This window comes from Seongchinamella sediminis, from assembly GCF_003457605.1.
In the GTDB taxonomy this organism is placed as follows: Bacteria; Pseudomonadota; Gammaproteobacteria; order Pseudomonadales; family Halieaceae; genus Halioglobus; species Halioglobus sediminis.
The window spans coordinates 1-23,294 of sequence record NZ_QRAN01000015.1; the positions used below are offsets into that span (position 1 = coordinate 1).

A 23,294-nucleotide genomic window follows, 5' to 3' on the forward strand; every position below is an offset into this window, starting at 1 on the left:
TCTTCAGTTCAATCTTTTACCTCTGCCACCAGGGACAAGAGGAGATGTTTACGCGGTTAACCCCGCTTCAACATCCAAAATCTCGGCTCAGACACAATTCGAAATCAATGTTCCATAAAACCATGAATCAATGGTCACTTGTTGTGTCTGAATAGTCGTGATCAACTATCCCAACAAGTGCCCACACATCTGTCTTCGTCTTCTTGTTAAGCAACACCCGAACCGCCAGGGTTTCGGGTTAGGCGCTGAAGTCTCCCTCAAGCGCGGAGGCGTATTATACAGCCGGGCCTCTTGTTGGCAACAAACTTTTACAAAAAATTTGCCCCGATCCGGCTTCGATGCTCTCCAACCTTTGCCTCCTAAGCTGTTGAAAGCTTTCGGGTTTTCAGGTTGGCCCCAGCAGTGTCTTGGACACTGCCCTCATCGAAGGGACGCGAACTATACGCAGCGGCAATCAGCGGCGCAAGCCCTTTTTCAAAAATAATCCCAAATGCCAAATTTTGCCAGTTTCGGCGCTCGTTTTTTGCTCACCAGGGGCTCAGATAACCGGGCGCCAGGCCCGGCTTCCGCCACCCTTACCGGCAGGCTAACGGATCTCGAACAGGTGGTACTTCTTTTTGCCCAGCTTGACCAGGTAGTAGCGGCCGTAAAGGGCGACTGACGGGTCGAAACAACCCGGCACGTCGGCGTTGGCATCCCAGCCCACCGGCTGAGCGTTGATCGTTACCGCACTGCGACCCAGAGCATCCTTGACCTGCTTTCCGGATGCAGCCATACCGGCCTCGGTAAGCAACTGGGTCAGGGTCTCCGGGAATGCGTCGCGGGACAGGCCGCTCGCCGGCAGCCCGTCCTGGCGCAACTGGGCCAGGTCGCCCTCTGCCAGGCTCTCGATCGAGCCGCTGAATAGCGACTCGGTGATGCGCTCCGCTGCAGCCAGGCCTTCCTCACCGTGCACCAGCCGGGTAGCCTCCCTCGCCAGTACCCCCTGAGCCTCGGGACGGCCCTGGCGCTCACCATCGGCGCGCTCGAGTTCGTCGATCTCTGCCACATCGAGAAAAGTGAAGTATTTGAGAAAGCGATACACATCAGCATCAGCACAGCCCAGCCAGAACTGGTAGAAGGCGTAAGGGGAGGTCTTGCTGGCGTCCAGCCAGACGGTGCCGGATTCGGTCTTGCCGAACTTGGTGCCATCCGCCTTGGTGATCAGCGGCACCGTCAGTCCGTAGACCTGCTTGCTGTTCATGCGCCGGGTCAGATCGATACCGGCGGTGATATTGCCGAACTGGTCGGAACCACCTATCTGCAGACTGCAGTCGTAGCGGCGATTAAGCTCGGCAAAATCCAGGGACTGGAGGATGGAGTAGGTAAACTCGGTAAACGAGATGCCGCTCCCCTCGCGCTCGATGCGCTGCTTTACCGACTCCTTCTGGATCATTGCGTTAATGGAAAAGTGCTTGCCCACGTCGCGGAGAAACGTCAGCACATCCATGCCGGCGGTCCAGTCCAGGTTATTCACCACCTCGGCGGAAGCCTCACCGCAGTCGAAGTCAATGAAGGCAGAGACCTGGCTCTTGATTTTTTCCACCCAGCCGGCGACCACATCTGGCGTATTGAGCTGGCGCTCCTGGGCCTTGAAACTGGGATCACCAATCAGCCCGGTGGCGCCGCCAACCAGGGCCAGCGGCTTGTGCCCCGCCTGCTGGAAGCGACGCAACATCAGCAGCGGAACCAGGTGGCCGATGTGCAGGCTGTCTGCGGTGGGGTCAAAGCCGCAATAGAGCGCCCGGGAGCCGCGGTCCAGCCATCCGGGAAGTTCATCCTCACCGGCAATCTGGAATATCAGCCCGCGGGCGCGTAGGTCTGCTAGTAGGGCGCTACTCATGGCTTGTTCCACCGTCACTACCGAGTTGGTCAAAAAAGGGGCGCCAACGATACAACACCGCTTCCCAAATGCAAGCTTCCGCCACTTCTTGCCTATGGATGTTGCTGATTATTTTATATACTGGCGCCACGTTTACAGGAGCTGAATACCGGATATGGGCGCAGGGAATCGACCGCGGGGGGCTACCGCGATCCGCACCGAGCAATCATCGCTTGCCACACTGCAACTGCCACAGTTGCGACTGCGGCGCGGCCAACTGATGGCTGCGGCCGCCGTGGCTGGCTGCCTCGCTATCGCCTTTGGCTTGAGCAGCGGCGACAACACGCAACCCGAAGCGCCTCAACCAGTAAAACCGGCAGTTTTGGCCGACAGCATTGCACCCGCCCCGGAACCGCCGGTGGCCCCCATTGCCGCGGCCCCGGAACCGCCGCCAGAGCTGCCCTGGAACGAACAGGTAGTGCGCAGCGGAGACAACCTCTCGCTGATCTTCAAACGGGCCGGCTACAACGACCGCCATGTACACCGCGTGGTTACCGAATCCGAGCACGGCGATGGCCTGGCACACATCTACCCGGGCCAGACCATCGCTTTCCAGAGCGATGACCAGGGTGAGCTGGTGGCCGTTCGCCACGTCAAAGACAAACTGGAAACCGTGGACTACATGCTCGCCGACGGCAGCTTCAGCAGCCAGCTGCTGACCCGCGAACCCGAACTGCGGGAATCTTCCGCCACCGGGGTCATCACCTCGTCGCTGTTCATGGCCGGCCAGGAGGCCGGCCTGTCTCATACCACGATCATGGACATGGCCAACATCTTCGGTGGCGTCATCGATTTTGTGGGCGATCCCCGCAAGGGTGACACCATGCACCTGATGTTCGAGGAGCTGTACCTGGACGGCGAGAAATTCGCCGATGGTGAAATCATCGCCGCCTCCTACAACAACCAGGGCAAGACCTTTACCGCCTATCGCTATACCGACAGCAATGGCGAAACCGGCTACTACAATGAGGACGGCGTGAGCATGCGCAAAGCCTTCCTGCTTGCCCCGGTGGACTTCACCCGCATCAGCTCCAATTTCAACCCGCGCCGGATCCACCCCATTTACAAAACCGCCCGCCCCCATCGCGGTACCGACTATGCCGCACCTACCGGCACCCCGGTCTACGCCGCCGGGGACGGCCGGGTCATCAAGGCGGGCTACAGCAGGGCCAACGGCAACTATGTGTTTATCCAGCATGGCGAGCAGTTCGTTACCAGGTACCTGCACCTGCACAAACGGCGGGTCAAGCAGGGGCAGCGGGTAGCACAGAGCCAGGTGATTGGCACCGTCGGCTCCACCGGGGCGGCCACCGGGCCGCATCTGCACTATGAATTCCTGATGAACGGCGTTCATCGCAATCCCCGCACCATTCACAAGCAACTGCCCAAGGCAAAGTCCCTGGCGGCCTCGGAACTGCCGCGCTTCCGCCAGGCCATCGCCGGCGTATCGGCGCAGCTGGCCGCCCTGCAGCAGGAAACCGACACCCGGCTGGCTCTGGCCGATGCCGGCGAGGACCGGGGCTAGCCTTGCCAGCACAGCTGTTTATCGGCCTGATGTCAGGCACCAGCGTCGATGGGCTCGATTGCGCCCTGATTGCAATCGACGACGGCAAGGTGCAGCTGCTGCAGACCCTGCAGCAGGACATTCCAGCGGAAGTCCGCAAACAGGTCGCCACCCTCAGTCACAGCGGCCCCGGCGAGATCGAACAGCTGGGCCCCCTGGACCGCAGACTGGGCTACCTGTTCGGTTCCGCCGTGCTGGCCCTGCTGGAGGCTGCGGATAAATCAGCGGCGGACATCTCCGCCATTGGCAGCCACGGCCAGACCATTCGCCACCGCCCGCGCTCCGGCGGCCACAGCGGCCTGGAGAGCTTCAGCCTGCAAATCGGCGACCCCAATACCATCGCCGAAACCACCGGCATAACCACGGTGGCCGATTTCCGCCGGCGGGATATTGCCGCCGGCGGTGAGGGTGCACCGCTGGCGCCGGCGTTTCACCTGGGGGCCTTTGGTGCAGATGGCGTAAACCGGGCGGTGATCAACATCGGCGGCATCGCCAACGTCAGCCTGCTGGCGGGCAACGCCCTCGTGGCCGGCTTTGACACCGGGCCGGGGAATACCCTGCTGGATCACTGGATAGCGCGGCAGCAGCAACTGCCCTACGACCGGGATGGCAACTGGGCGGCCAGCGGTGAACTCATTCCCGACCTGCTGGCACGGTTGCTGTCGCACCCCTACCTGCAATTGCGTGGCCCGCGCAGCACCGGCAAGGAAGCCTTTAACCTGCCCTGGCTGTATGACCTGCTATCCGGGCTCCCGGACCATCGTCCGGAGGATGTCCAGGCCACCCTGGCCCAGTTCACCGCCCAGACCATCGCCAGTGCGGTCGAACACGCCGGGCTGGACGTGAGCGAAGCTTATGTGTGCGGCGGCGGCGCACACAACACGGATCTCATGGCGCGCCTCGACCGGGCCCTGCCCGGCTGCAAGCTGGCAACAACTGCCGCGCTGGGCATAGACCCGGACTGGGTGGAAGCGGCGACCTTTGGCTGGCTTGCCTGGCGTACCCTGGCGGGCCTGCCCGGTAACGCCCCGGCGGTCACCGGGGCCGCGCAGGCCAGGGTGCTGGGGGCAATTTATCCCGGCGGCAGTTAATCACCCGCTGCCGCGCGCGAGCCGGGGATTCTAGATCGAAAACGAGGCGCCGCAACCGCAGGTGGTCGTGGCGTTGGGATTATTGATGACGAAGCGGGAGCCCTCGAGCCCCTCGGTGTAGTCGACCTCTGACCCCACCAGATACTGAAAACTCATCGGATCCACCAGCAGGGCGACACCGCCCTGCTCGATGACGGTGTCATCCTCGGCAGTTTCCTCATCAAAACTGAAACCATACTGGAAGCCCGAACAGCCGCCGCCGGTGATATACACCCGCAGTTTCAGCTCACTGTTCTCTTCCTCGGACACCAGCTCCTGCACCTTGCGCACGGCATTGGCGGTAAGGTTGATACTGCTTGGATTGAAAGCTTCAGCTACAGACATGATCGACTCTCGGCCCGGTCACGGGCCGTCAGGTATTTCAGACCGGACTATTATCGTAAATCCGACTAATTTGGTCAACTTTTAACCGAGGCGGCTTTACCCGGGGCCGGCTGCTTGCCTGCGCTGGCTTCCGTCACCTCTACAGTCGGGTCCTGGGACTTCTCCCGCTTCCCCTCCCCGCTATTGATGTGGGTGAGACTGCCATTGACCTCGGAACCGGCGGCCATCTCCAGCAGGGTGTAGTGGACGTTGCCATGAACACAGCCCTTGGCCGCAAGCTCCAGGTGTTTACTGGAGAAAACATCGCCCTCGACCACTCCGTTTACCACCACCGACGGTGCACGAATTTCCCCCTGCACCCGCCCCTTGTCGATTATCCGCACCAGCGCGTCCTTGCCTTCCTCGGCCAGGATATTGCCCTGCACGACCCCTTCGATGTCCAGACTGCCACTGAAGTGAATATCACCGACAACCGTCGTTTCCCGGGCCACCAGCGTGGTGTTGGCACCGGCGCCAAACCTGGATTTCTTATTTCCCAACATGGGTGAACCTCTCGTTTACCTGCCAGGGAAACTCCTCCCTGACCTCCATCCTGCGTGGCGAGCTGGCCGTTGCCACCAGTCGCACGCTCCCGGGCTGAAAACCCTGCGGCAGAACCAGCGTCCCCTCGATCGACTGGAAATAACGAAACCGCAAGGTTATCGCCGGCCCCTCCAGATCATCGCTAAGCTCCGCCAGCGAATAGCTTAACTGCTGTTCGTCGCGCACACCAAGCAACTCTGCACTTAACTCGCCTTTTAACAGCGCATGCTTGCTCGCCTCCTGCTGGGCCACTATACGGAAGGAATACCGGTCCGGCTGGTCCGTGGCCACCAGCTCCAGCGGGCGCAGGCTAAGGCCCTGGGCAATCTCTCCGGGGGCCATCAGGCTGCGGTAGAACTGCAGGCCTTCCTCGAGCCCCGATATCTCCTCTTTTTGCTCGGCGATTTCCCGCCGCACCAGTTCCAGGGCCTGTTCGCTGACCTGGTTCCGCGTGCGCACAACCTCCAGCTCATGGGTGAGTGCAGCGACCTCTGACTGCAGCCGCGGGACCTGCGTCTTCATGGCCCGGTACAGCTCGGGGCTAAGCCCCATACCGCTGTATGCCGCCCGCTCTCCCAGGTAAAACGCAAGCGCCAGCAGGGCTGCAATGACCAGCCCTGCCAATGCCAGTCGCTGGCGTCGCAGACCTTGCAGCTCACGGCTGCCGAGGTGGCGCTTGCGGGTAAAAGGCACCCGGGGCCTCAGGGCAGCAGGCCCACCTGCCTGAGCCCCTGGTCTTCGGGCAGGCCAAGCATGATGTTCATGTTCTGCACCGCCTGCCCGGAGGCACCTTTCACCAGGTTGTCGATGGCCGACATCACCACCGCAGTATCGCGGCCCTGGGGAACCTGCAGGCCTATCTGGCAGCGATTGGCGCCCTTGACCGCACGGGTCTGGGGGACCATGCCCGCCGGCAGCACGTCAACAAAGGGGGCGTCGGCGTACCACTCCTCGTAAAGCGCCTGCAGGTCCACACTCATGTCCAGCAGCCGGGCAAACAGGGTGGAGTGGATACCGCGGACCATCGGCAGCAGGTGGGGCACAAAGGTGAGCTGCACCGGACTGCCGGCCACTGCGGACATACAGGCCTCGATCTCCGGCAGGTGGCGGTGGCCGGCCACGCCATAGGCCTTGAAACTCTCAGCCACTTCACACAGGAGCAGGTCAACCTTGGCCTGCCTGCCGGCACCGCTGGCGCCGGAGGCGGCACTGGCGATCAGGTGCTGGGTATCCACCAGCCCGCGCGCCAGCAGGGGTATCATGGCCAGCTGCACGGCGGTGGGATAGCAGCCCGGACAGGCGACCAGCCTGGCGCTGGAGATCTGCTCCCGATTGAGCTCGGGCAAGCCGTAGACCGCCTGCGGCAACAGCTCGGGGCTGGCATGGGGCTCGCCATACCAGCGCGACCACAACTCGGGGTCCTGAATTCGGTAGTCTGCAGACAGGTCAATGATCCGGGCGCCCGCCGCGAGCAGCTCGGGCACCATATTCATCGCCACGTTGTGGGGCGTGGCGAAAAACACTACATCGCAGGCCGCCAGCTGCCCGACATCCGGCTCAGTGAAGGCCAGCTCGTAGTGACGGCGAAGATTGGGGTAAAGTTCGTCGAGCCGGCGGCCGCTTTCAGCACGGGAGGTGATTGCCACCACCTCGGCTTCTTCATGCAGCGCCAGCAAACGCAGCAGTTCGACGCCGGTGTAGCCGGTGCCCCCAACAATACCAATCCTGATCATAACCTCACCTGTCACTCATTTTTCGGCCCCGCACCGATTGGCGCGGGAAACCGCTTAGTATAAAAGCAATAGCGGCGCAAATAACTGGTAATATTGTGTTTTTGACTCGGAACCAGCCACTTCGTGCGCCAGCTGATCAATAACTATCGCCGCTACCTCAGCAACTACGACTCCGTGCTGGCCTACTCCCTGCTGGGCGTTATCGGCGGCCTCGCGTCGGGCTTGCTGGTCCTGGCCTTCGAGCAGGCAATCATCCAGCTCGCCGCGCTCTGGGATGTCGGCGACAACGGCGACGGCTTTGAATCGCTGGCCCCGGAATGGCGCTTCGCGCTGCCGGTCGCAGGCGCCCTGCTGCTGGGCCTCGGCTACCACTTCCTGAGCAGCGAAAACCGTGAGGTGGGGATTGTCCATGTCCTCAGCCGGATGCACTCCCACTACGGTGTTCTCCCCGCACGCAATGCCGTACTGCAGTTTTTTGCCGGTGCATTTGCCCTCGCCAGCGGCCAGTCCGGGGGGCGGGAAGGGCCCGGCGTGCACCTGGGCGGGGCGGTCAACAGCCTGTTGGGACAGCGCCTGCAACTGCCCAACAACAGCCTGCGGGTACTGATCGCCTGTGGTACGGCGGGGGGTATCGCGGCCGCCTTCAATACCCCCCTGGCGGGCGTCATCTTTGCCATGGAGGTGATCATCGCCGAGTACACCGTGGCTGGCTTCATCCCGGTGGTACTGGCGGCAGTGTCGGCCTCGGCGGTCAGTCGCACGCTCACGGCCGGCGGTGTGGCCTTCAGCATTCCCCCGGTACAGCTTGCCTCCCTGTGGGAAATACCTTACATCGCATTCCTCGGATTCTGCTGTGGCCTGGCGGTAGTCATCTTCATCCAGATCAGCAAGCACACCGCCCGCCTCTCCCACCGCAGCGTCATCATCCGCTTCACCGCCGCCGGCATCGTCACCGGCCTCCTGGCCCTGCTGGTGCCCCAGGTCCTGGGCATGGGCTACGACACCCTTTCCCTTGCCCTGGACGGACAACTGGCACTGATGGCGCTGCTGGTGATCGCCGCCGCCAAGGTACTGGCCACGGCGATTACCGTCGGTGTGGGCCTGCCAGTGGGGGTGATCGGTCCCAGCCTGCTGATCGGCGCCTGTATTGGCGGCGCCGTTGGCCTTATCGGCCAGCTGGCGCTGCCGGAGCTGGCGTCAGACCCGACCCTGTACATCATCGTCGGCATGGGGGCGGCCATGGGCGCGGTCATGAACGCCCCGCTGGCAGCGATACTGGCGGTCATTGAACTGACCCACTCCATGAATATTGCCATGCCGGCGATGCTGGCGATTGTCGCCGCGACCCTGACCAGCAGCGGCATCTTCCGCCAACGCGCCCTGCACCAGACCATTCTGCGCCAGCTGGAGCGCGCGGTGCCCAGTGGCCCCCTCAACCAGTTGCTGCACAGCACCCACGTCGGTGCGATCATGGACAGCCGGGTGGTCAGGGTGCCCGCGTCCCTGTCCCCGGCAGACCGTGAGCCCCTGCTCGAATTCAGCCCTACCTGGTGCCTGGTCGGCCGGGATGGCGAGGACCTCTACCTGGTTCAGGGCCAGGACCTGCTGGCCTGGCTGGCAGAGCAGGACCCCGACACGACGGTGGAGATTACCGAGGCCGACATCCGGCGCTGGACCCTGACCGACGTGCCTGTCCAGGCCAGCCTGCGCCAGGCCATGGACAACATCAACAAACACACCGTGGAGGCGGTCTGCGTGTACGAGCGCAGCCGCTCTTCCAGCCAGCCGATACTCCACGGGGTAATCACCCGCGAGAGCATTGAGAAATTCACCCTCAGCAGGCTCTAGCTGCAAAGGACAAACCCATGCTGTGGATTAAAGCGCTACACATCATCTTCGTGGTCTGCTGGTTTGCCGGCCTGTTCTACCTGCCGCGAATTTTCGTCAACTACGCCGCCAGCGAGAACCCGGACACCCGGGCCACCCTGGCGCAAATGGCGCACCGCCTATACCGCTTCATCACCCCGTTCATGATTATCCTGGCGGTCCTGGGGGTCTGGCTGATTGCGCTCAACCCCGGGTATTACCTGCAGGCGAAGTGGCTCTGGCTGAAGCTGGGCGGCATGGCCTGCCTGGTGGTTTACCACCTGCAATGCGGTCGCTATGTAAAAGCCATGCTGGAGGCCCGGGACGACCACAGCCATGTGTTTTACCGCTTTTTCAACGAGGTACCCGTGCTGTTCCTGTTCGCGATGGTTATTCTCGCCATACTGAAACCCTTTTGACAGCGCTGGATATTCTCCGGCACAGACAGGATAATTCGCCCCCGGTCCATTGCACAAACCACCAGAGCAGACAGTTATGAGCACCTCACAGGAACTCTTCGAGCGCGCCCGCCAACATATTCCCGGTGGCGTCAATTCGCCGGTACGGGCCTTCAAGGCTGTCGGCGGAACCCCGGTTTTTATCGAGCGCAGTGAGGGGGCCTACGTCTTCGACACCGAGGGCAAGCGCTACATCGACTACGTCCTGTCCTGGGGCCCCATGCTGATGGGGCACAATCACCCCCGGGTGCGCGAGGCAGTGGTGCAGCAGGCGGAGAAGGGGCTCAGCTTCGGCGCACCCACCGAGCTGGAGATCCAGCTGGCGGACCGGATCTGCGAGATCATGCCCGGCATGGACCTGGTGCGCATGGTCAATTCCGGCACCGAGGCCACCATGAGCGCCATCCGCCTCGCCCGTGGCTATACCGGCAGGGACACGATCGTGAAATTTGAAGGCTGTTACCACGGCCACTCGGACTCGCTGCTGGTCAAGGCGGGTTCCGGCGCCCTGACCCTTGGTGTGCCCAGCTCTCCCGGGGTGCCGGCGGCCCTGGCCGATCACACCATGACCCTCACCTACAACGATAGCGACGGCCTGCGCCAGGCTTTCGCCGAGCACGGTGCCCGTATCGCCTGCGTCATCGTCGAGCCGGTGGCGGGCAATATGAACTGCATCCCCCCGGCGCCCGGTTTCCTGGAGGCACTGCGGGAAGTGTGCGACGCCAGCGGTGCGGTACTGATCCTCGACGAGGTCATGACCGGCTTCCGTTTCGGCCTGCAGGGGGCCCAGGGCTACTACGGCGTCGAGGCCGACCTGACGACCCTGGGCAAGGTCATCGGCGGCGGTATGCCGGTGGGCGCCTTTGGCGGCAAGCGCGAAATCATGGAACAAATCGCGCCCCTGGGGCCGGTCTACCAGGCGGGCACCCTGTCCGGCAACCCCATCGCCATGGCCGCCGGCCTGGCAACCCTGGATATCATCTCCGCCGAGGACTTTTACCCGCCGCTGTTTACCCGCACCCGGGCGCTGTGCGACGGCCTGCAGGCGGCGGCGGACAAGGCCGGCATCCCCTTTACCACCAATACCGCGGGCACCATGTTCGGCGGTTTCTTCACCGCAGCTGACAGCATCAGTAATTACGCCCAGGTCATGGCCTGCGACACCGAGCGCTTCAACCGCTTCTTCCACCTGATGCTGGCGGCAGGCGTCTACCTGGCACCGGCCTCCTACGAGGCGGGCTTCACCTCCAGCGCCCATAGCGATGCCGATATCGAGGCCACCATCGACGCTGCCGCCGCCGCTTTCGCCGCCTTGTAACCGGGGACTTTCAGATGACATTCAACTCCACCCGAGGCCCATACCCCTCCACCCGGATGCGCCGACTGCGGGCCCGGGAATTCTCCCGCCGACTGGTCAGCGAGAACCTGCTGAGCCCCGCCGACCTGATCTTTCCGGTGTTCGTACTCGAGGGCAGGGACCAGCGGGAAACCGTTCCCTCCATGCCCGGCATCGAGCGCCTGAGCATTGACCTGCTGGTGACCCAGGCCCGGGAGCTGCACCGCCTGGGAGTGCCGGCCGTCGCCCTGTTCCCGGTGGTGGGCACCGAGCGCAAAAGCCTTTTGGCAGAGGAGGCCCACAGTGCCGACGGATTGGTACAGCGGGCAGTAAAGGCGCTCAAGGACGGAATCCCGGAGCTGGGTGTGATCACCGATGTCGCCCTGGACCCCTTCACCACCCACGGCCAGGACGGGATCATCGATGACGCCGGCTATGTGCTCAACGATGTCACCACCGAGGTGCTGGTCAGGCAGGCACTGTCTCACGCCGAGGCCGGCGCCGATGTGGTGGCCCCCTCGGATATGATGGACGGCCGCGTCGGCGCCATTCGCCAGGCACTGGAGGCCGCCGGCTGCCCCAATACCCTGATCATGTCCTACGCCGCCAAGTACGCATCCAGCTACTACGGTCCGTTCCGCGACGCGGTGGGCAGCGCCGGCAATATCAGGGGCGGCAACAAATACAGCTACCAGATGGACCCGGCCAACAGCGACGAGGCCCTGCACGAATGCGCCCTGGACCTGGCCGAGGGTGCCGACATGATCATGGTCAAGCCGGGCATGCCGTACCTGGATATTGTTCGCCGGGTGAAAGAGGAGCTCAAGGCGCCCACCTTCGCCTACCAGGTCAGCGGTGAATACGCCATGCACCAGGCGGCCTTCGAGCACGGCTGGCTACAGCCGGAGGCAGTGATGCTGGAATCGCTGCTGGCGTTCAAGCGTGCCGGCTGCGACGGCATCCTCACCTACTTCGCCCTGGAGGCGGCGAAAGCGCTGCAATAAGCCGATGTTCAAGCGTTGCTGCCTGGCCCTGTCACTGTTTACCGCCGCCCCGGCCTGGGCCGAGTGCGAGTGTCTCTGGCAGGGTTCTTTCAGCGATGTCCAGCATGAAACCGACCTGGTGGTCGCCGGCCGCATTGTCAGCGGCAAGGGCAACTCGGTTGACCTCGACATCAGTCACACCCTCAGGGGTTCCAGCCCCGGTGAGCGAATCCGGATCTGGCTCAAAACAGCAGACTACTGCCGCCCCGAGGCCGGGCTGTTCCCGCCCGAATCAAGCTGGGTCATGGCGCTGCAGCGCATCGATGAAAGCGTCCCAGGGGGCTTCAACCCCGGCACCCCCAACATCAGCTATGGCCGCATTGGCGACTACCAGCTGTCCAGCTGCGGCGGCTACTGGTTGCAACTGCAGGGCAATTTAGTCACCGGGGCCCTGGTTGACTCCCCGCGCTGGGTACGCGAACCGAAGATGACCCCGGTTCTGCTTGACCTGGTCACGTCCTTCGTTAACGGCGAGGTAACGGCATCGGCGTTGCTGGAAGCCAGCCGGGAAGATCCTGCACTGCGCGAGCTGCGCCTGGACACCCGGGCCTTCCTGCGCGGTGACGGGGACTGAAGGCGGCGAAAATCTGGAGAAATCTGCCGATAAAGCAGGTTCTGGGCCCGCTGTTGCGGTATAAAACCTGAACTGCACAGCTGAAACAACGATACCATGAACAACGTGCTGCATTTGATGGCCCGCCTCCAGGAGGGGTGGATTGCGCTCTGTACCGGCCGCGACTCGCTGCATCCGCTGGATGAGGAACACTACCGCCAGCGCATTCTGGCCATCGGCAGTTTTTTCTGGCTGCTGACGGTGGTTATCGTCACCGTGATCACCCCGCTGGCCATCGAACTGTCTCCCGAGGGCAGGCTGGCGGCCACATCGCTGTTTGTTATTTCCGGGCTCAGTGTGCTGGCAAGCATCCTGATCCTGCGCTACCTCAACAGCAGGATTGCCGCCCTGCATATGCTGTTGCTGGTTTACACCGGCGTTTTCGCCGTGGCCTGCGCCTACTTCGGCGGCACCCGTTCCCCCACCTACGCCCTGCTGATCATGGCGCCAGTGATGGCCTCGATCGTCGGCGGCACCGCCGCCGGCATATTCTGGACCGGCCTGGTGCTGCTGATCTGGGCGGTGATACTGGGCCTGGAACGACTGGGCATGCAGTTCCAGCAAATCATCGTGCCGCAGAATTACAACTTTGCCATCACCCTTGCCTACGGGGCGATGGGCCTGGCAGTGGTCAGTATCATCATGGTGTACGCGGAAATGAACAGGCGCCTGCGCCAGGCACTGCAGAGCGCGAACAGCGAACTGGACTACCTCTCCACCCACGACGACCTGACCGGGCTTTACAACCGTCGCTTCTATGAACAGCGCATGGCGAAAAGCCTGCAGCGAGCCCGCAGCCAGGGCAGGGCCGTTGGACTGCTGATATTTGACCTGGACGACTTCAAGCAGATCAACGACACCCACGGCCATGGCATGGGCGATGCCCTGCTGAAAAAGCTCGGGGAACGCCTGCAGAGCCAGGTCCGGGAAACCGACCTCATTGCCCGGCTTGGGGGCGACGAGTTCGTGGTGTTAATGGAAGATTTACGCAGCCCCGAGGATCTGCCGCTGATTGCCGCCAAACTGGTCGCCGCCGTGGAGCAACCGGTAAAATTGCGCGACCAGCTCATGGTGCTGAGCGCCAGCTGCGGGGTGGCGGTTTATCCCCAGGATGGCAGCAGCCAGACCGAGCTGGAGGAAAAAGCCGATAAAGCCATGTACCGCGCCAAACACAGGGGCGCAACAGCGCTACAAACGGTCCTGCACTGAGCGCAGGATCAGCGCCGGCGCCAGCGGGGTCGCCGCGGATTGCTGCCCTCCACCAGGTCCATCAGTTCGTCCAGCATCATCAGCGACAGGCCCCAGATCACCCGGCCGCCGAAGTGATAACAGGGCATGGGCAGTTCAATGCCCCTGTACTTCCAGTTCATCTGCACCCGGTTGTCGGTGTCCAGCAGGAACTCCAGCGGCACCCAGACCACCTCGGCCACCTCGTAGTTGGGGGTGAAGCGGACCTCACGCTGCAGGTGGAACACAAAAGGGCTGACCGCCATGCCCAACGCGCCCTTGCGGGGCCGGGCGTTGATGTCGCTCAGTCGCCCCAGGCAGCGGTCCCCGGGACCCAGGGTGAGACCTACTTCCTCCTCGGTTTCCCGCACTGCAACGGCGTAACCATTGGCATCGGCCTTGTCCATGCGCCCGCCCGGGAAAGCCATGTGCCCGGACCAGGGGTCGCCCTCCCTTTCTGCCCGTTTGATCATTAGAATGTGCAACTCACCCGCCCTGACCTGCAGGATCATGGCGACCGCGGAGCGTTTCATCAGCCGTCGCAACAGGGGCTTCTTCGGACTGTGCTCCGGCAGGCGCGTCTCAATGAGCTGTAACAGGGAAATAGACAACAGTATTCATCCACCAACATGAGCTGGGATTAAGCCAGTCAGCGCAGCGAGTTACAAGCCGGACCCGCCCCGGGAGCAACTGACCATGAACGACACCCGCCTGTTTACCCTGCATGACGCACACCTGGTGTACCGGGCCCTGCCCGCCCTCGCCCACATCAACTGGGAGGTGCACCGCGGTGAACAGTGGGCATGCCTGGGACCAAACGGCGCCGGCAAGACCAGCCTGGCCAGCATTCTCAGTGGCCAGGCCAATCACTATGGGGGCGACTACTGGCGCTCGGCGCTGCTGCGCGAACGCGGGGTAGCCTACGTCTGCTTTGAGCAGGCGCGGGCACTGTGTGAACGCGACCGCAAGCTGGACGACTCCGAGACCCGGGCAGATGCCAGCGACCCTGGTACCCTGGTCCGGCAACTGCTGCTGGACGGCCGGCAGGCGGACGCGGCATTCGACAGCTGGGTACAGCGGCTCACTATCGGCCACATCCTGGACCGGGGCCTGCGCTACATTTCCACCGGGGAAATGCGCAAAACCCTGTTGGCCAGGGCCCTGCTGAGCAATCCTGCCCTGCTCATCCTCGACTCTCCCCTCGACGGTCTCGATGCGGCCTCCCAACAGGAACTCGCCACTATCATCGATGAACTGACCGGTTCACAGCAGACGCTACTGCTACTGTGCCGCCAGGCACAGGATATCCCGGCGAGAATCAGCCACCTGCTGCTCCTGGATCGGGGGGAGATTGTGGCCAGCGGGTTGCGCGATGAAGTGCTGGCGCTGGAGACCACCGGCGAGCTGATGAACCCTCCCATCACGCCGCTGGGGCCGCTGCCGCCACCCGCCCGGCGCGACGACCAGCTGCCAGCCGCGGGCCCGCTGCTGTTACTCGAACAGGTCGCTGTGCGCTACGGCGAGCTGCAGGTCCTGAAGGGGGTCGACTGGCGCTTCGACCGCGGCCAGCACTGTTATATCTCCGGGCCCAACGGCTGTGGCAAGAGCACCCTGCTGAGCCTCATTACCGGCGACAATCACAAGGCCTACGGCCAGGCTATCACCCTGTTCGGCATCCGCCGCGGCTCTGGCGAGAGTATCTGGGACATCAAGCGGAAGTACGGCCAGCTGGACAACCAGCTGCACCTCAACTTCGCCCGCGGGATGAAGGCGCTGGAGGTGGTGCTGTCCGGGTTTTTCGACAGCATAGGCCTGTACGACGACTGGGGCGATAGCCAGCGCGCCATTGCCGAACAGTGGCTGGCGGCCCTGGGCCTGGCAGGCATCGCCCGCGACAGCTTTGACGGACTGTCCTTCGGCCTGCAGCGCATGGTGTTGCTGGCCAGGGCCATGGTCAAGTCGCCGGTGATTCTGCTGCTGGACGAGCCCACACTGGGCCTGGACGGCCACCACCGGCAGTTGCTGCTGCGCGCCATCGACCATATCGCCAGCCACAGCGACACCCAGGTGATCTTTGTCAGTCACTCGGCGGGGGATGTGCCCGCCTGCATAAACCAGCACCTGCGATTCATCGCGAGTGAGTCGGGTTTCGACCTGGTCTGCGAAAACTGTTAGCGCGTGTAGGCGCGCAGCGCCTCACACTGGCGACTGCCACTGCAGTACAGCAGCCCCCGCTCCGCTGTGGCCCTGGCCTGGGCCGCATTACCCGCCGCGGCATGGGTCTGGGCCATGCCGAGGTAGATCTCGGCGTTATCCGGGTCTATTCGCTGGGCGCGCTGCAGGTACGCCAGCGATTCACTGTAATTACCCTGGGCCCGGGCACCCTCCGCCTTGGCCAGCAGCCCGCTGTGGGCGCCGCTGGCGGCTGTCGCTTCAGGCTCCACGGGGGGCTGGCTGGGCGCTGGTGCCGGCGCCTCGGGTTGCGGCGCGCTGACTTCCGGCTCACCGGTTTCGATCCGGGGCAGGGAATAGGGGTTGCTGCCACAGGCGGTCAGTACCAGCACCAGGCCAGTGGTCAGCAGGGGCAATTTCGCGCGGTTCAGGAACACAAGTAACTCCAACATTTTCATAACGGCCAGAGTGTACCCCAGCCACGACCATTAACGGACCCGCAAGCAGAGAATAAATCAGCTTCGCCAGACCACTTGTTGCCCCTTTGCTGCACGCAGTGGCCGCAAGCGGTGCCAGCACAATGACCGGTCAGGCAACAGAGCTCGACAGCTATGCCGCAGGCGGTCTTGATGTCTTGCAAATCGCCATCGCCTGTCCCGCGGACCAGCAGCTCCCCGGCGGATGCCCCTGGCGCCCTGACGGGACAATGCCACCGGCACTTGTCTATTTCCTGCAAAATGGATGACTAATGCACGGATATGGTGCACCATATAGCTTGCATTACAGAACTATTAGCAGGCTCACGGGTAGAAGATCAGCAACCAATATCCGCTGGATGCAGATAGGTTGAACACCCATTTTTGGGGAAAGGAGGCTTCATGGGGCAAGCCCAGTGGTGGGAACTGACCGTCGGCAGCGCGCTCAATGTGATCGGCGACAAGTGGACCTGCCTCGTCCTCGGCGGGGCGTTCCAGCGCTGTCAGCGATTCGAGGACTGGCAGCGCCTGCTCGGTATTTCCCGCAGCATACTCAGCAAGCGCCTGCAGTGGCTGGTGGATAACGAACTGATGTACAAGCGACCCTATGGACCCAGTGGTCGCCGACATACCTATCACCTGTCGCGTAAAGGCCTGGATCTGTACCCCTGGCTTATCGCGGCCTGGCGCTGGGAACGTCGCTGGGCGGATCCGCGGGGCTCCACCGTCGCCCAGCTGCATCACCAGACCTGCAACCAGCCCACCCAGCCCATCCTGAGCTGCGCCTTTTGCGGCGAGGCCATCCAGTTTGCCGATATCGACATACGCCCGCCAGAGCCATCCGGCGATGGCGGGGCCAACGACGAGGGAGCGATCGCCGAGCAGGACTACCGCCGCCGCAAGCTGGTTCGGCCACGGGCGCAGGACTCTGGCCACTGGGCGCGCGTCTTCGCCACGGTGCTGGCGGATCGCTGGAGCGGCCTGATCGTCATGACTACATTCGCCGAAGAGCAACGCTTCGACGACTATTGCCGACAACTGGGTATAGCGACCAACATCCTGACCGACCGGCTGGACATGCTGACGGAGTTCGGCATTCTGCACTCAGAGCCCTATCAGCAGGGCGCCGCGCGCCTGCAGTATCGACTTTCCGAAAAAGGTGAGGACATGTACCCGATTTTCATGATGTTGCACGAGTGGGCGGACCACTGGCTGCGCAAGCCCTCCAGCCCCCCAGGCAACGCCTTCCATCTCAGCTGCGGCCACCGGCTGAGGCCCCAGATGAGTTGTTCGGAGTGCGGCGACGCGCTGGATGCGCGCGATGTCAGCTTTGTTCAGGGTCCCGCAGGCAGCGGATCAGCCATTGCGGAGTGATCCCGCTGCCGGCAGCAACGCCCGGCAAGCTGTTGTGGACGGATAGCAGCCCCCGGCAGCTATCACCGCAGCCTTGGCATTATGCCCTGGCAGCGGCCGCCGGTGGCGTTACCACGGGCTCCGCCCACGCGCGGGCCTCGTCGATGCTGTTGCGGTAATAGCGCAGCGTGGAGGTCATCAGCAGCGCACTCAGGGGCATAATCACGGCGCACACCAGAGACAGCGCCAGCGCGATGTTGCCTTTATCCTGCAATACATAGTCACTGATCAGGGCGATCAGCGTCGGCCCTATACCCATTGCCATCAGATTCCCGATCATGAAATAGATCGCAATGACCTGGGCGCGGAACTGGTTGGGTGTAATAAGCTGCAGCGACAGCCCCGGCAGGCTCTGGACCGCACCGAAGAAAAAACTCGCCAGCGCCAGCATCACGGTAAAACTGATACTTTCGGGCATCACCGGGGCGGCAATCGCGAAAGGCGTCGCCAGCAGGAAGGAGAACAGCGCGGTACGCACCGATGCATCAGACTTGCCCTTGCGGGTTAACCAGTCGGCACAGCGTCCACCGGCATAGACGCCGGCGGTCGAACACAGCAACAGAATACTGCCGTAGAGCAGTCCGGTCTGCATTGCGGTCCACTCGAACCGCCGGATCATGATCGTTGGCGTCCAGGTCATGTAGCCAATGGGCGCCATCCCGTAAAACGAATACGCGAGAGTGACCAGGGTGAAAGGCTTCCAGCGCTGCTTCAGGAAATGCAGCAGTGAGGCCTCCTTTGCCTTCGAAGCCCTTGCATCGGGTCCATTCGAGAGGGGCGATGCCTGAAGCACCCCCCGCCGCGGCGGTTCGCGTATCAACAGCACGGTGGCCGCGATCAACAGGCCCGGCAGGCCAACGAAGATAAAAGTGGTTTGCCATGAGGCCAACGCGCCGACCAAGGGCAGCTCGATGGGGGGTAGCTGCGCGATGTAGGCCACCGCGGCGCCGCCAATAATCAACGCCAGGCCGGCGCCAATGTAGGCCCCCATGGTGTAAACGGCAATCGCGCCACCGCGCTTCTCCGCAGGGAACGAGTCGGCGATGAGCGAGAACGCCGCCGGCGACAGGGCGGCCTCACCCACGGCGACCCCCATTCGCGCCGCAAAAATCTTGCCGTAGGTATTTGCCACACCGGTCAGTACTGTCATCAAACTCCAAATCAGGATTCCCCACATGATAAGGAGTCGCCTGCTGAAGCGATCCGCCAGCCACCCCAGGGGAATGCCCATGCTCATGTAGAAGATTGAAAACGCTGCGCCGGCCAGAAGACTGAACTGGGTATCGCTCAGCTGCAGATCCTGTGAGATGGGATCGACCAGCAGGGTGATCAGCTGCCGGTCGATGAAGGATGAAATATAGGCGACCAGCAGCACCGCGACCATAAACCAGGCTCGCCTGGGGCTTGGCCACATCGGTTCTGCTTCGACGTTATTATTTTCTGCTGAATCTTTCATAATTGCGCATTCACGTGGCAAGTCTTGTGACTCTTATCGATTTACAGGCCGTTGTCACGCGCCGCTTCTCCTTGAAGTATGCTCGTGAAGAACCTTCCACTTCCCACCCTCATCTCGTTTGTAGATGTGGGTGAACTTGCCGCCAACGACCTCCTCGTTCGGAAACCAGTGATCCCAGCTACCGACCGCCAGCACGGTGTCTGCTGCCAGCGGCTGCACATGTTCTATATCGGCGCCAAAGGTTCCCATCTGGTCCACGGGGTAGGCGTTTCTGAACATCTCTTCGATGATCGGCCAACCTGCCTTGGCATCGCCCCCTGCAGCCACGGAGGTTTCGGGGCCATGGCAGAACTGTGCCAGGAAGCCATCCATGTCGCCGCTGTTCCAGGTTTTTTTCAATTCCTCGAGAACATTGACGATGCTTGCCTTATCTTTGGTGTCGAGAGTCATTTTGCTTGGATCCTTATTTTTGGGCTGATTGGAGTCGTCTGTTACAGCCGGCGACCAGGGCCACCGGCTATGGACGTGAAACATGGCGATTGGCCGGCTGTACTCGCAGTGCAGCCAACCCGGGCAGTGAATTACTGCACTGCACGCAAGGCCGCCGATGTTGATGGGGCTTCGACGCCCGTAAACTCGCTACAGAAGCCGGCAAGATAGTCCGCCAGCGCTTCCGGGCTGTCCTGGTTTACGCTCGTATGGGCGTAGATGTGCGCGGGGCGAATTTTCCTGTCAAACCAGATGAGGTCGTTGTGTGGTTGCGCAGGCCGCTTGCTCGCCAGCCAGAGGATGGTGTCCGCTCCCTGCAGTTCATCGCGCAACACGCTTTTCAGAATTTTGCGGAATCGCGGCATGCCGGTGCGCACGCCACCGGTATCTGACCAACCGGGATGCATGACATAAAACGTGCGCTGGCCGGTATGCGCTGAACGGCGCCAGTAGTCGGTCAGTGCAACCTGGGCCCGCTTGTGCTGGCCGTATGCAACCACACCGCTGTAGGTCGCGGACTGGTTATTCATCATATCAAGACGCAAGGGTTGGTTGTACATGCCGCCGGAGGACACATTGACGACCACCGCATCACTGGCGAGCGTGTCATTACTGATCACACCTTCAGTCAGCAGAAAGTGGTTCAGCAAATTGGTCGCGAAGGAGAGCTCAAGATTCTCCTCGGTCACGCTGAGTTGGGCCTGCAGGATCCCCACATTATTCACCAGTACATCGATCTTTTCACCAACAGCAGCCAGTTGCCGCACCAGGCGCGCGGTGTCGCGCATCAGGGAGAGATCACATACCATTGGCACGACCAGCGCGGCCGCGTCTTTTTCCAGCGATTGCACCAGCGCATCGAGCTTGCCCTGGTTGCGGGCTACTGCCAGCACCCTGCCGCCGGCTCCTGCGACCTGTCTGACAACCTCGCCGCCAATGCCGCCGGAGGCACCCGTTACCAGCCAGGTTTTACCTTCAGCCTGCAGGGGCACGTTCTGCCAGAAGGGTCGCCGCGCATAATAGCCAATGGCACTGAAGCTCGGGGTAAAGCGGCTGTAAAAGACCGCGATTTTCCTTAACTGTTGCAAATTCAAGGTACTACTCCTTATTCATTCAGGGTTCGCCATGGCCGCACCGGTCAACGCCTGCCGACCGTTCGGCCAATAGCGAACACTTGTTGTTCCCGCGCTAGAACGACCAGCTAAATTCCACGCCGTAGGTTCGCGGTGGTGTATACACGCTGATCTCGTCGTTGAAGATTGCCGTGATGTTGCTTCTGTAGACCTCGTCGGACAGGTTCTTGCCCCAGGCGGAGATAGTCCACGGCTTGGAATACGGGGCCAGGGTGACCCGCGCGTCCAGCAGGCCATAGCTGTCTTCGCTATTGGTGTTTTGCGGCCCCCAGTACATCTTGTCCTGCCAGGTGTAGTTCATGTTGAAGCGCAGCGCGTCAGACCACGAGCCGAGATCGGCGCTGTAGTCGATACCCACGTTGAACTGCGACTGAGGCGTTCTCTGCAGGCGGTTGCCGGAGTTATCGGTGCCGTTGGATTCGATGAAATCGACATATTCTGTATCGAGGTAGGAGCCTGACAGCGAAATGACCAGTGACTCCGAAGCCGCAATCAGCATCTCCAGTTCGACGCCCCGGATACTGGCGTCAGCGGCGTTTTCAGTGACGTTGCACAGACACTCACCATTGGTCTGGGATACCTGGAGATCGGTATAGTCCATATCAAATACCGCGCCGTTGATGCGCATGCGACCGTCCCAGAAGTCATACTTGGCGCCGATTTCAATGCTGGTGACCAGTTCGGGGTCAAAAGCCAGCGCCGCCGCGACTGCGTTGGGGGGGGTATCCTCGAAACCGCCACCCTTAAAGCCCCTGGTCGCACTGACATAGGTCAGCAGGTCGTCGAAGGGGGTATATTCGAGGGTCAGCTGTGGCGTCAGTTCTGACCATTCCTCGCTGTAGGACACGTCGTATCCGGGAGACGTCACCAGCGGTACCGCCGGAACGCCATCCGGTGGGTTGAACTTGTCGCCGGTGGTGCGGGCGATGGCGATGGTCTGGCCGCTTTTCTCGTCCCTGGTGTAGCGTGCGCCTGCAGTCAGCTTCCACTGCTCGTTAAAGCGGTAGCCGAGCTGGGCAAACACCGCCTGGGTGGTATTTTCCGCTTCCCCAAGCCAGTGGCTCTCGCCGCTCAGTCCGGGCACCCCCAGCAGCTTGTTCTGGGCCGTAAACCTGTCGAACTTCTCGTTTTCGTCGCGCTGGTAGTAGGCCCCGACGAGCCAGTCCCAGTTACTCTGGCTGTAATTGGAGGTCACCCGCAATTCCTGCGAGAACTGCTCGATATCCTCCTGCTCCCACACCGGCTCGATGAAGGGGATCAGGTCTTCCAGCCCCGGGCTGATCGCGGCCACGGCATCGTAGCTGACGCCAGTCTGGCTGTAACGACTCTCCCCGTTGCCCGCGCGATACCCGGTGATGGAGGTCAGGGTCAGCTCTGAAGCAAACTCTTTTTCCACGTTGAGAATCACGCTGTAGGACTCGCGCTCCACGGTCGAGCGTTCCTCACCGTCGACATAGGGCAGGCTGCCAACGGCACTTTGACGCTCGTCCAGGCCCAGCCCCTCGTGCACATTACTCCACTGGCCAAGGGCAAACGGCTCGGTGCCGGGCTGCTTTACCGGGTGCCTGTTGATGCCGTTGCCGGAATCTTCGCTGTACTCTGCGATCAGGCGGGCCGTGAGCATCCTCTCATCGTCCTCATACAGAAGCTGGGCGCGGGCCTGGACCGAATTCAGGTCCTCCAGCTCGCGGCCGTTGACAACATCTTCGGCATAACCCGCGCGGTCGCGGGTCTGGAAGGAAACGCGACCGGCCAACTTGTCAGTCAGCGCGCCGGTAAAATAACCGCGGGTGCCAAGCCCATCATAATTGCTGCCCAGCACCGTGAACTTTGCTTCTCGCTCGAACTGCGGTTTGGCGGAAAAGATGCTGAGGGCGCCACCGACAACATTTTTCCCCAGCAACACCCCCTGTGGGCCCCGAATCACTTCCACCCGCTCCAGGTCAAAGAAGTCCGGGCTCATCAGCCCCATACGACCGACGTAGACATCGTCCACGAACATCCCGACGGAGGGGTCGGCGGTCGGCGAATCGAGGCGTGTATTGGTGATCCCGCGCATGTTCAACTCGAGGTCGAACGCGCCACCCGTCATGGAGAAGCCAGTGACACTCTTTGCCAGGTCCTCGGCGTTGTAGATGCCGTTGGCTTCCAGCTTGTCGCCGGTTACCGCCGCAATGGAAAGCGACGAGTCCTGGAGGCCGACGGCGCGCTTCTGCGCGGTGACCACAACTTCCTCCAGTGCTGGAGATCCCTGGGCGTTGGTATGGAGACACACTGAAGCCATGGCAGCTGCGAGCAACAGTCTGTCGAACTTTGATGGGGGCAAGGTGAACATGA

At 62.2% G+C, this 23,294-nt stretch carries 21 protein-coding genes; 10 read left to right on the forward strand and 11 right to left on the reverse strand.

The features are described from left to right. Positions 1–586: 586 nt before the first annotated feature. A complete protein-coding gene (tyrS, locus tag DWB85_RS13615; protein WP_117955637.1) occupies positions 587–1,882 on the reverse strand; it encodes a tyrosine--tRNA ligase in 1,296 nt (431 codons plus the stop codon). A 154-nt stretch (positions 1,883–2,036) separates the two neighbouring features. Between tyrS and DWB85_RS13620 the strand changes: the two genes are divergently transcribed. Both DWB85_RS13620 and DWB85_RS13625 read left to right on the forward strand, forming a co-directional pair. After that, positions 2,037–3,446 carry a peptidoglycan DD-metalloendopeptidase family protein gene (locus DWB85_RS13620; protein ID WP_239017332.1) on the forward strand — a complete coding sequence of 470 codons (1,410 nt, stop codon included), beginning with the start codon at positions 2,037–2,039 and terminating at the stop codon, positions 3,444–3,446. 2 nt (positions 3,447–3,448) lie between these two features. Further along, positions 3,449–4,576 (forward strand): anhydro-N-acetylmuramic acid kinase, encoded by a 1,128-nt coding sequence (locus DWB85_RS13625; protein ID WP_275400503.1) that lies wholly within the window; start codon positions 3,449–3,451, stop codon positions 4,574–4,576. A gap of 30 nt (positions 4,577–4,606) precedes the next feature. Here DWB85_RS13625 and erpA read toward each other — a convergent pair whose 3' ends face one another. The 4 genes from erpA to argC all read right to left on the reverse strand — a co-directional run bounded on the left by erpA (position 4,607) and on the right by argC (position 7,275). Then, positions 4,607–4,960, reverse strand: a complete 354-nt coding sequence (gene erpA / locus DWB85_RS13630; RefSeq protein ID WP_117955639.1) for an iron-sulfur cluster insertion protein ErpA — start codon at positions 4,958–4,960, stop codon at positions 4,607–4,609. Positions 4,961–5,034: 74 nt separating this feature from the next. Continuing rightward, positions 5,035–5,502: a bactofilin family protein gene (locus DWB85_RS13635; protein WP_117955641.1), complete on the reverse strand. Its 468-nt coding sequence runs from the start codon at positions 5,500–5,502 to the stop codon at positions 5,035–5,037. Then, the gene (locus tag DWB85_RS13640; protein WP_117955642.1) at positions 5,489–6,235 is read right to left on the reverse strand and encodes a DUF6776 family protein; all 747 of its coding nucleotides are present in this window, start codon (positions 6,233–6,235) and stop codon (positions 5,489–5,491) included. The genes DWB85_RS13635 and DWB85_RS13640 overlap by 14 nt, the downstream gene beginning before the upstream one ends. 8 nt (positions 6,236–6,243) lie before the next feature. Then, positions 6,244–7,275: an N-acetyl-gamma-glutamyl-phosphate reductase gene (argC, locus tag DWB85_RS13645; RefSeq protein ID WP_117955644.1), complete on the reverse strand. Its 1,032-nt coding sequence runs from the start codon at positions 7,273–7,275 to the stop codon at positions 6,244–6,246. Positions 7,276–7,398: 123 nt separating this feature from the next. Between argC and DWB85_RS13650 the strand changes: the two genes are divergently transcribed. From DWB85_RS13650 to DWB85_RS13675, 6 genes are all read left to right on the forward strand, one after another. Continuing rightward, positions 7,399–9,123, forward strand: a complete 1,725-nt coding sequence (locus DWB85_RS13650; protein WP_117955646.1) for a chloride channel protein — start codon at positions 7,399–7,401, stop codon at positions 9,121–9,123. A gap of 17 nt (positions 9,124–9,140) precedes the next feature. Beyond that, on the forward strand, positions 9,141–9,560 hold the full coding sequence (locus DWB85_RS13655; protein ID WP_117955648.1) for a CopD family protein: 420 nt from the start codon (positions 9,141–9,143) through the stop codon (positions 9,558–9,560). Positions 9,561–9,636: 76 nt separating this feature from the next. Then, complete coding sequence (hemL, locus tag DWB85_RS13660; protein WP_117955650.1) at positions 9,637–10,917, forward strand: glutamate-1-semialdehyde 2,1-aminomutase; 1,281 nt, start codon at positions 9,637–9,639, stop codon at positions 10,915–10,917. A 14-nt stretch (positions 10,918–10,931) separates the two neighbouring features. After that, a complete protein-coding gene (gene hemB / locus DWB85_RS13665; RefSeq protein WP_117955653.1) occupies positions 10,932–11,939 on the forward strand; it encodes a porphobilinogen synthase in 1,008 nt (335 codons plus the stop codon). Between the two features lie 4 nt (positions 11,940–11,943). Continuing rightward, on the forward strand, positions 11,944–12,552 hold the full coding sequence (locus DWB85_RS13670) for a delta-aminolevulinic acid dehydratase (RefSeq protein WP_117955655.1): 609 nt from the start codon (positions 11,944–11,946) through the stop codon (positions 12,550–12,552). 96 nt (positions 12,553–12,648) lie between these two features. Then, on the forward strand, positions 12,649–13,800 hold the full coding sequence (locus DWB85_RS13675; RefSeq protein ID WP_117955657.1) for a GGDEF domain-containing protein: 1,152 nt from the start codon (positions 12,649–12,651) through the stop codon (positions 13,798–13,800). Between the two features lie 8 nt (positions 13,801–13,808). On the opposite strand, the gene DWB85_RS13680 is transcribed toward DWB85_RS13675, so the two are convergent. Then, positions 13,809–14,429: an NUDIX hydrolase gene (locus DWB85_RS13680; protein WP_239017333.1), complete on the reverse strand. Its 621-nt coding sequence runs from the start codon at positions 14,427–14,429 to the stop codon at positions 13,809–13,811. 85 nt (positions 14,430–14,514) lie between these two features. Between DWB85_RS13680 and DWB85_RS13685 the strand changes: the two genes are divergently transcribed. Continuing rightward, positions 14,515–15,993 carry an ATP-binding cassette domain-containing protein gene (locus DWB85_RS13685; RefSeq protein WP_117955661.1) on the forward strand — a complete coding sequence of 493 codons (1,479 nt, stop codon included), beginning with the start codon at positions 14,515–14,517 and terminating at the stop codon, positions 15,991–15,993. Here the strand turns inward: DWB85_RS13685 and DWB85_RS13690 are convergent. Continuing rightward, positions 15,990–16,442 (reverse strand): tetratricopeptide repeat protein, encoded by a 453-nt coding sequence (locus tag DWB85_RS13690; RefSeq protein WP_162846127.1) that lies wholly within the window; start codon positions 16,440–16,442, stop codon positions 15,990–15,992. The two genes, DWB85_RS13685 and DWB85_RS13690, sit on opposite strands and share 4 nt — an antisense overlap. A gap of 426 nt (positions 16,443–16,868) precedes the next feature. Here DWB85_RS13690 and DWB85_RS13695 point away from each other — a divergent pair, with 426 nt between their 5' ends. Continuing rightward, a complete protein-coding gene (locus DWB85_RS13695) occupies positions 16,869–17,840 on the forward strand; it encodes a winged helix-turn-helix transcriptional regulator (RefSeq protein ID WP_117955666.1) in 972 nt (323 codons plus the stop codon). 79 nt (positions 17,841–17,919) lie between these two features. On the opposite strand, the gene DWB85_RS13700 is transcribed toward DWB85_RS13695, so the two are convergent. The 4 genes from DWB85_RS13700 to DWB85_RS13715 all read right to left on the reverse strand — a co-directional run bounded on the left by DWB85_RS13700 (position 17,920) and on the right by DWB85_RS13715 (position 23,184). Continuing rightward, entirely contained in the window at positions 17,920–19,335 is a 1,416-nt protein-coding gene (locus DWB85_RS13700) for a spinster family MFS transporter (RefSeq protein ID WP_117955668.1), read from the reverse strand. Positions 19,336–19,389: 54 nt separating this feature from the next. Continuing rightward, positions 19,390–19,785, reverse strand: coding sequence for a YybH family protein (locus DWB85_RS13705; RefSeq protein WP_117955670.1), 396 nt, complete (start codon positions 19,783–19,785; stop codon positions 19,390–19,392). 131 nt (positions 19,786–19,916) lie between these two features. Continuing rightward, on the reverse strand, positions 19,917–20,918 hold the full coding sequence (locus tag DWB85_RS13710) for an SDR family NAD(P)-dependent oxidoreductase (RefSeq protein WP_162846128.1): 1,002 nt from the start codon (positions 20,916–20,918) through the stop codon (positions 19,917–19,919). A gap of 94 nt (positions 20,919–21,012) precedes the next feature. After that, complete coding sequence (locus DWB85_RS13715) at positions 21,013–23,184, reverse strand: TonB-dependent receptor (protein ID WP_162846129.1); 2,172 nt, start codon at positions 23,182–23,184, stop codon at positions 21,013–21,015. Positions 23,185–23,294: the final 110 nt, after the last annotated feature.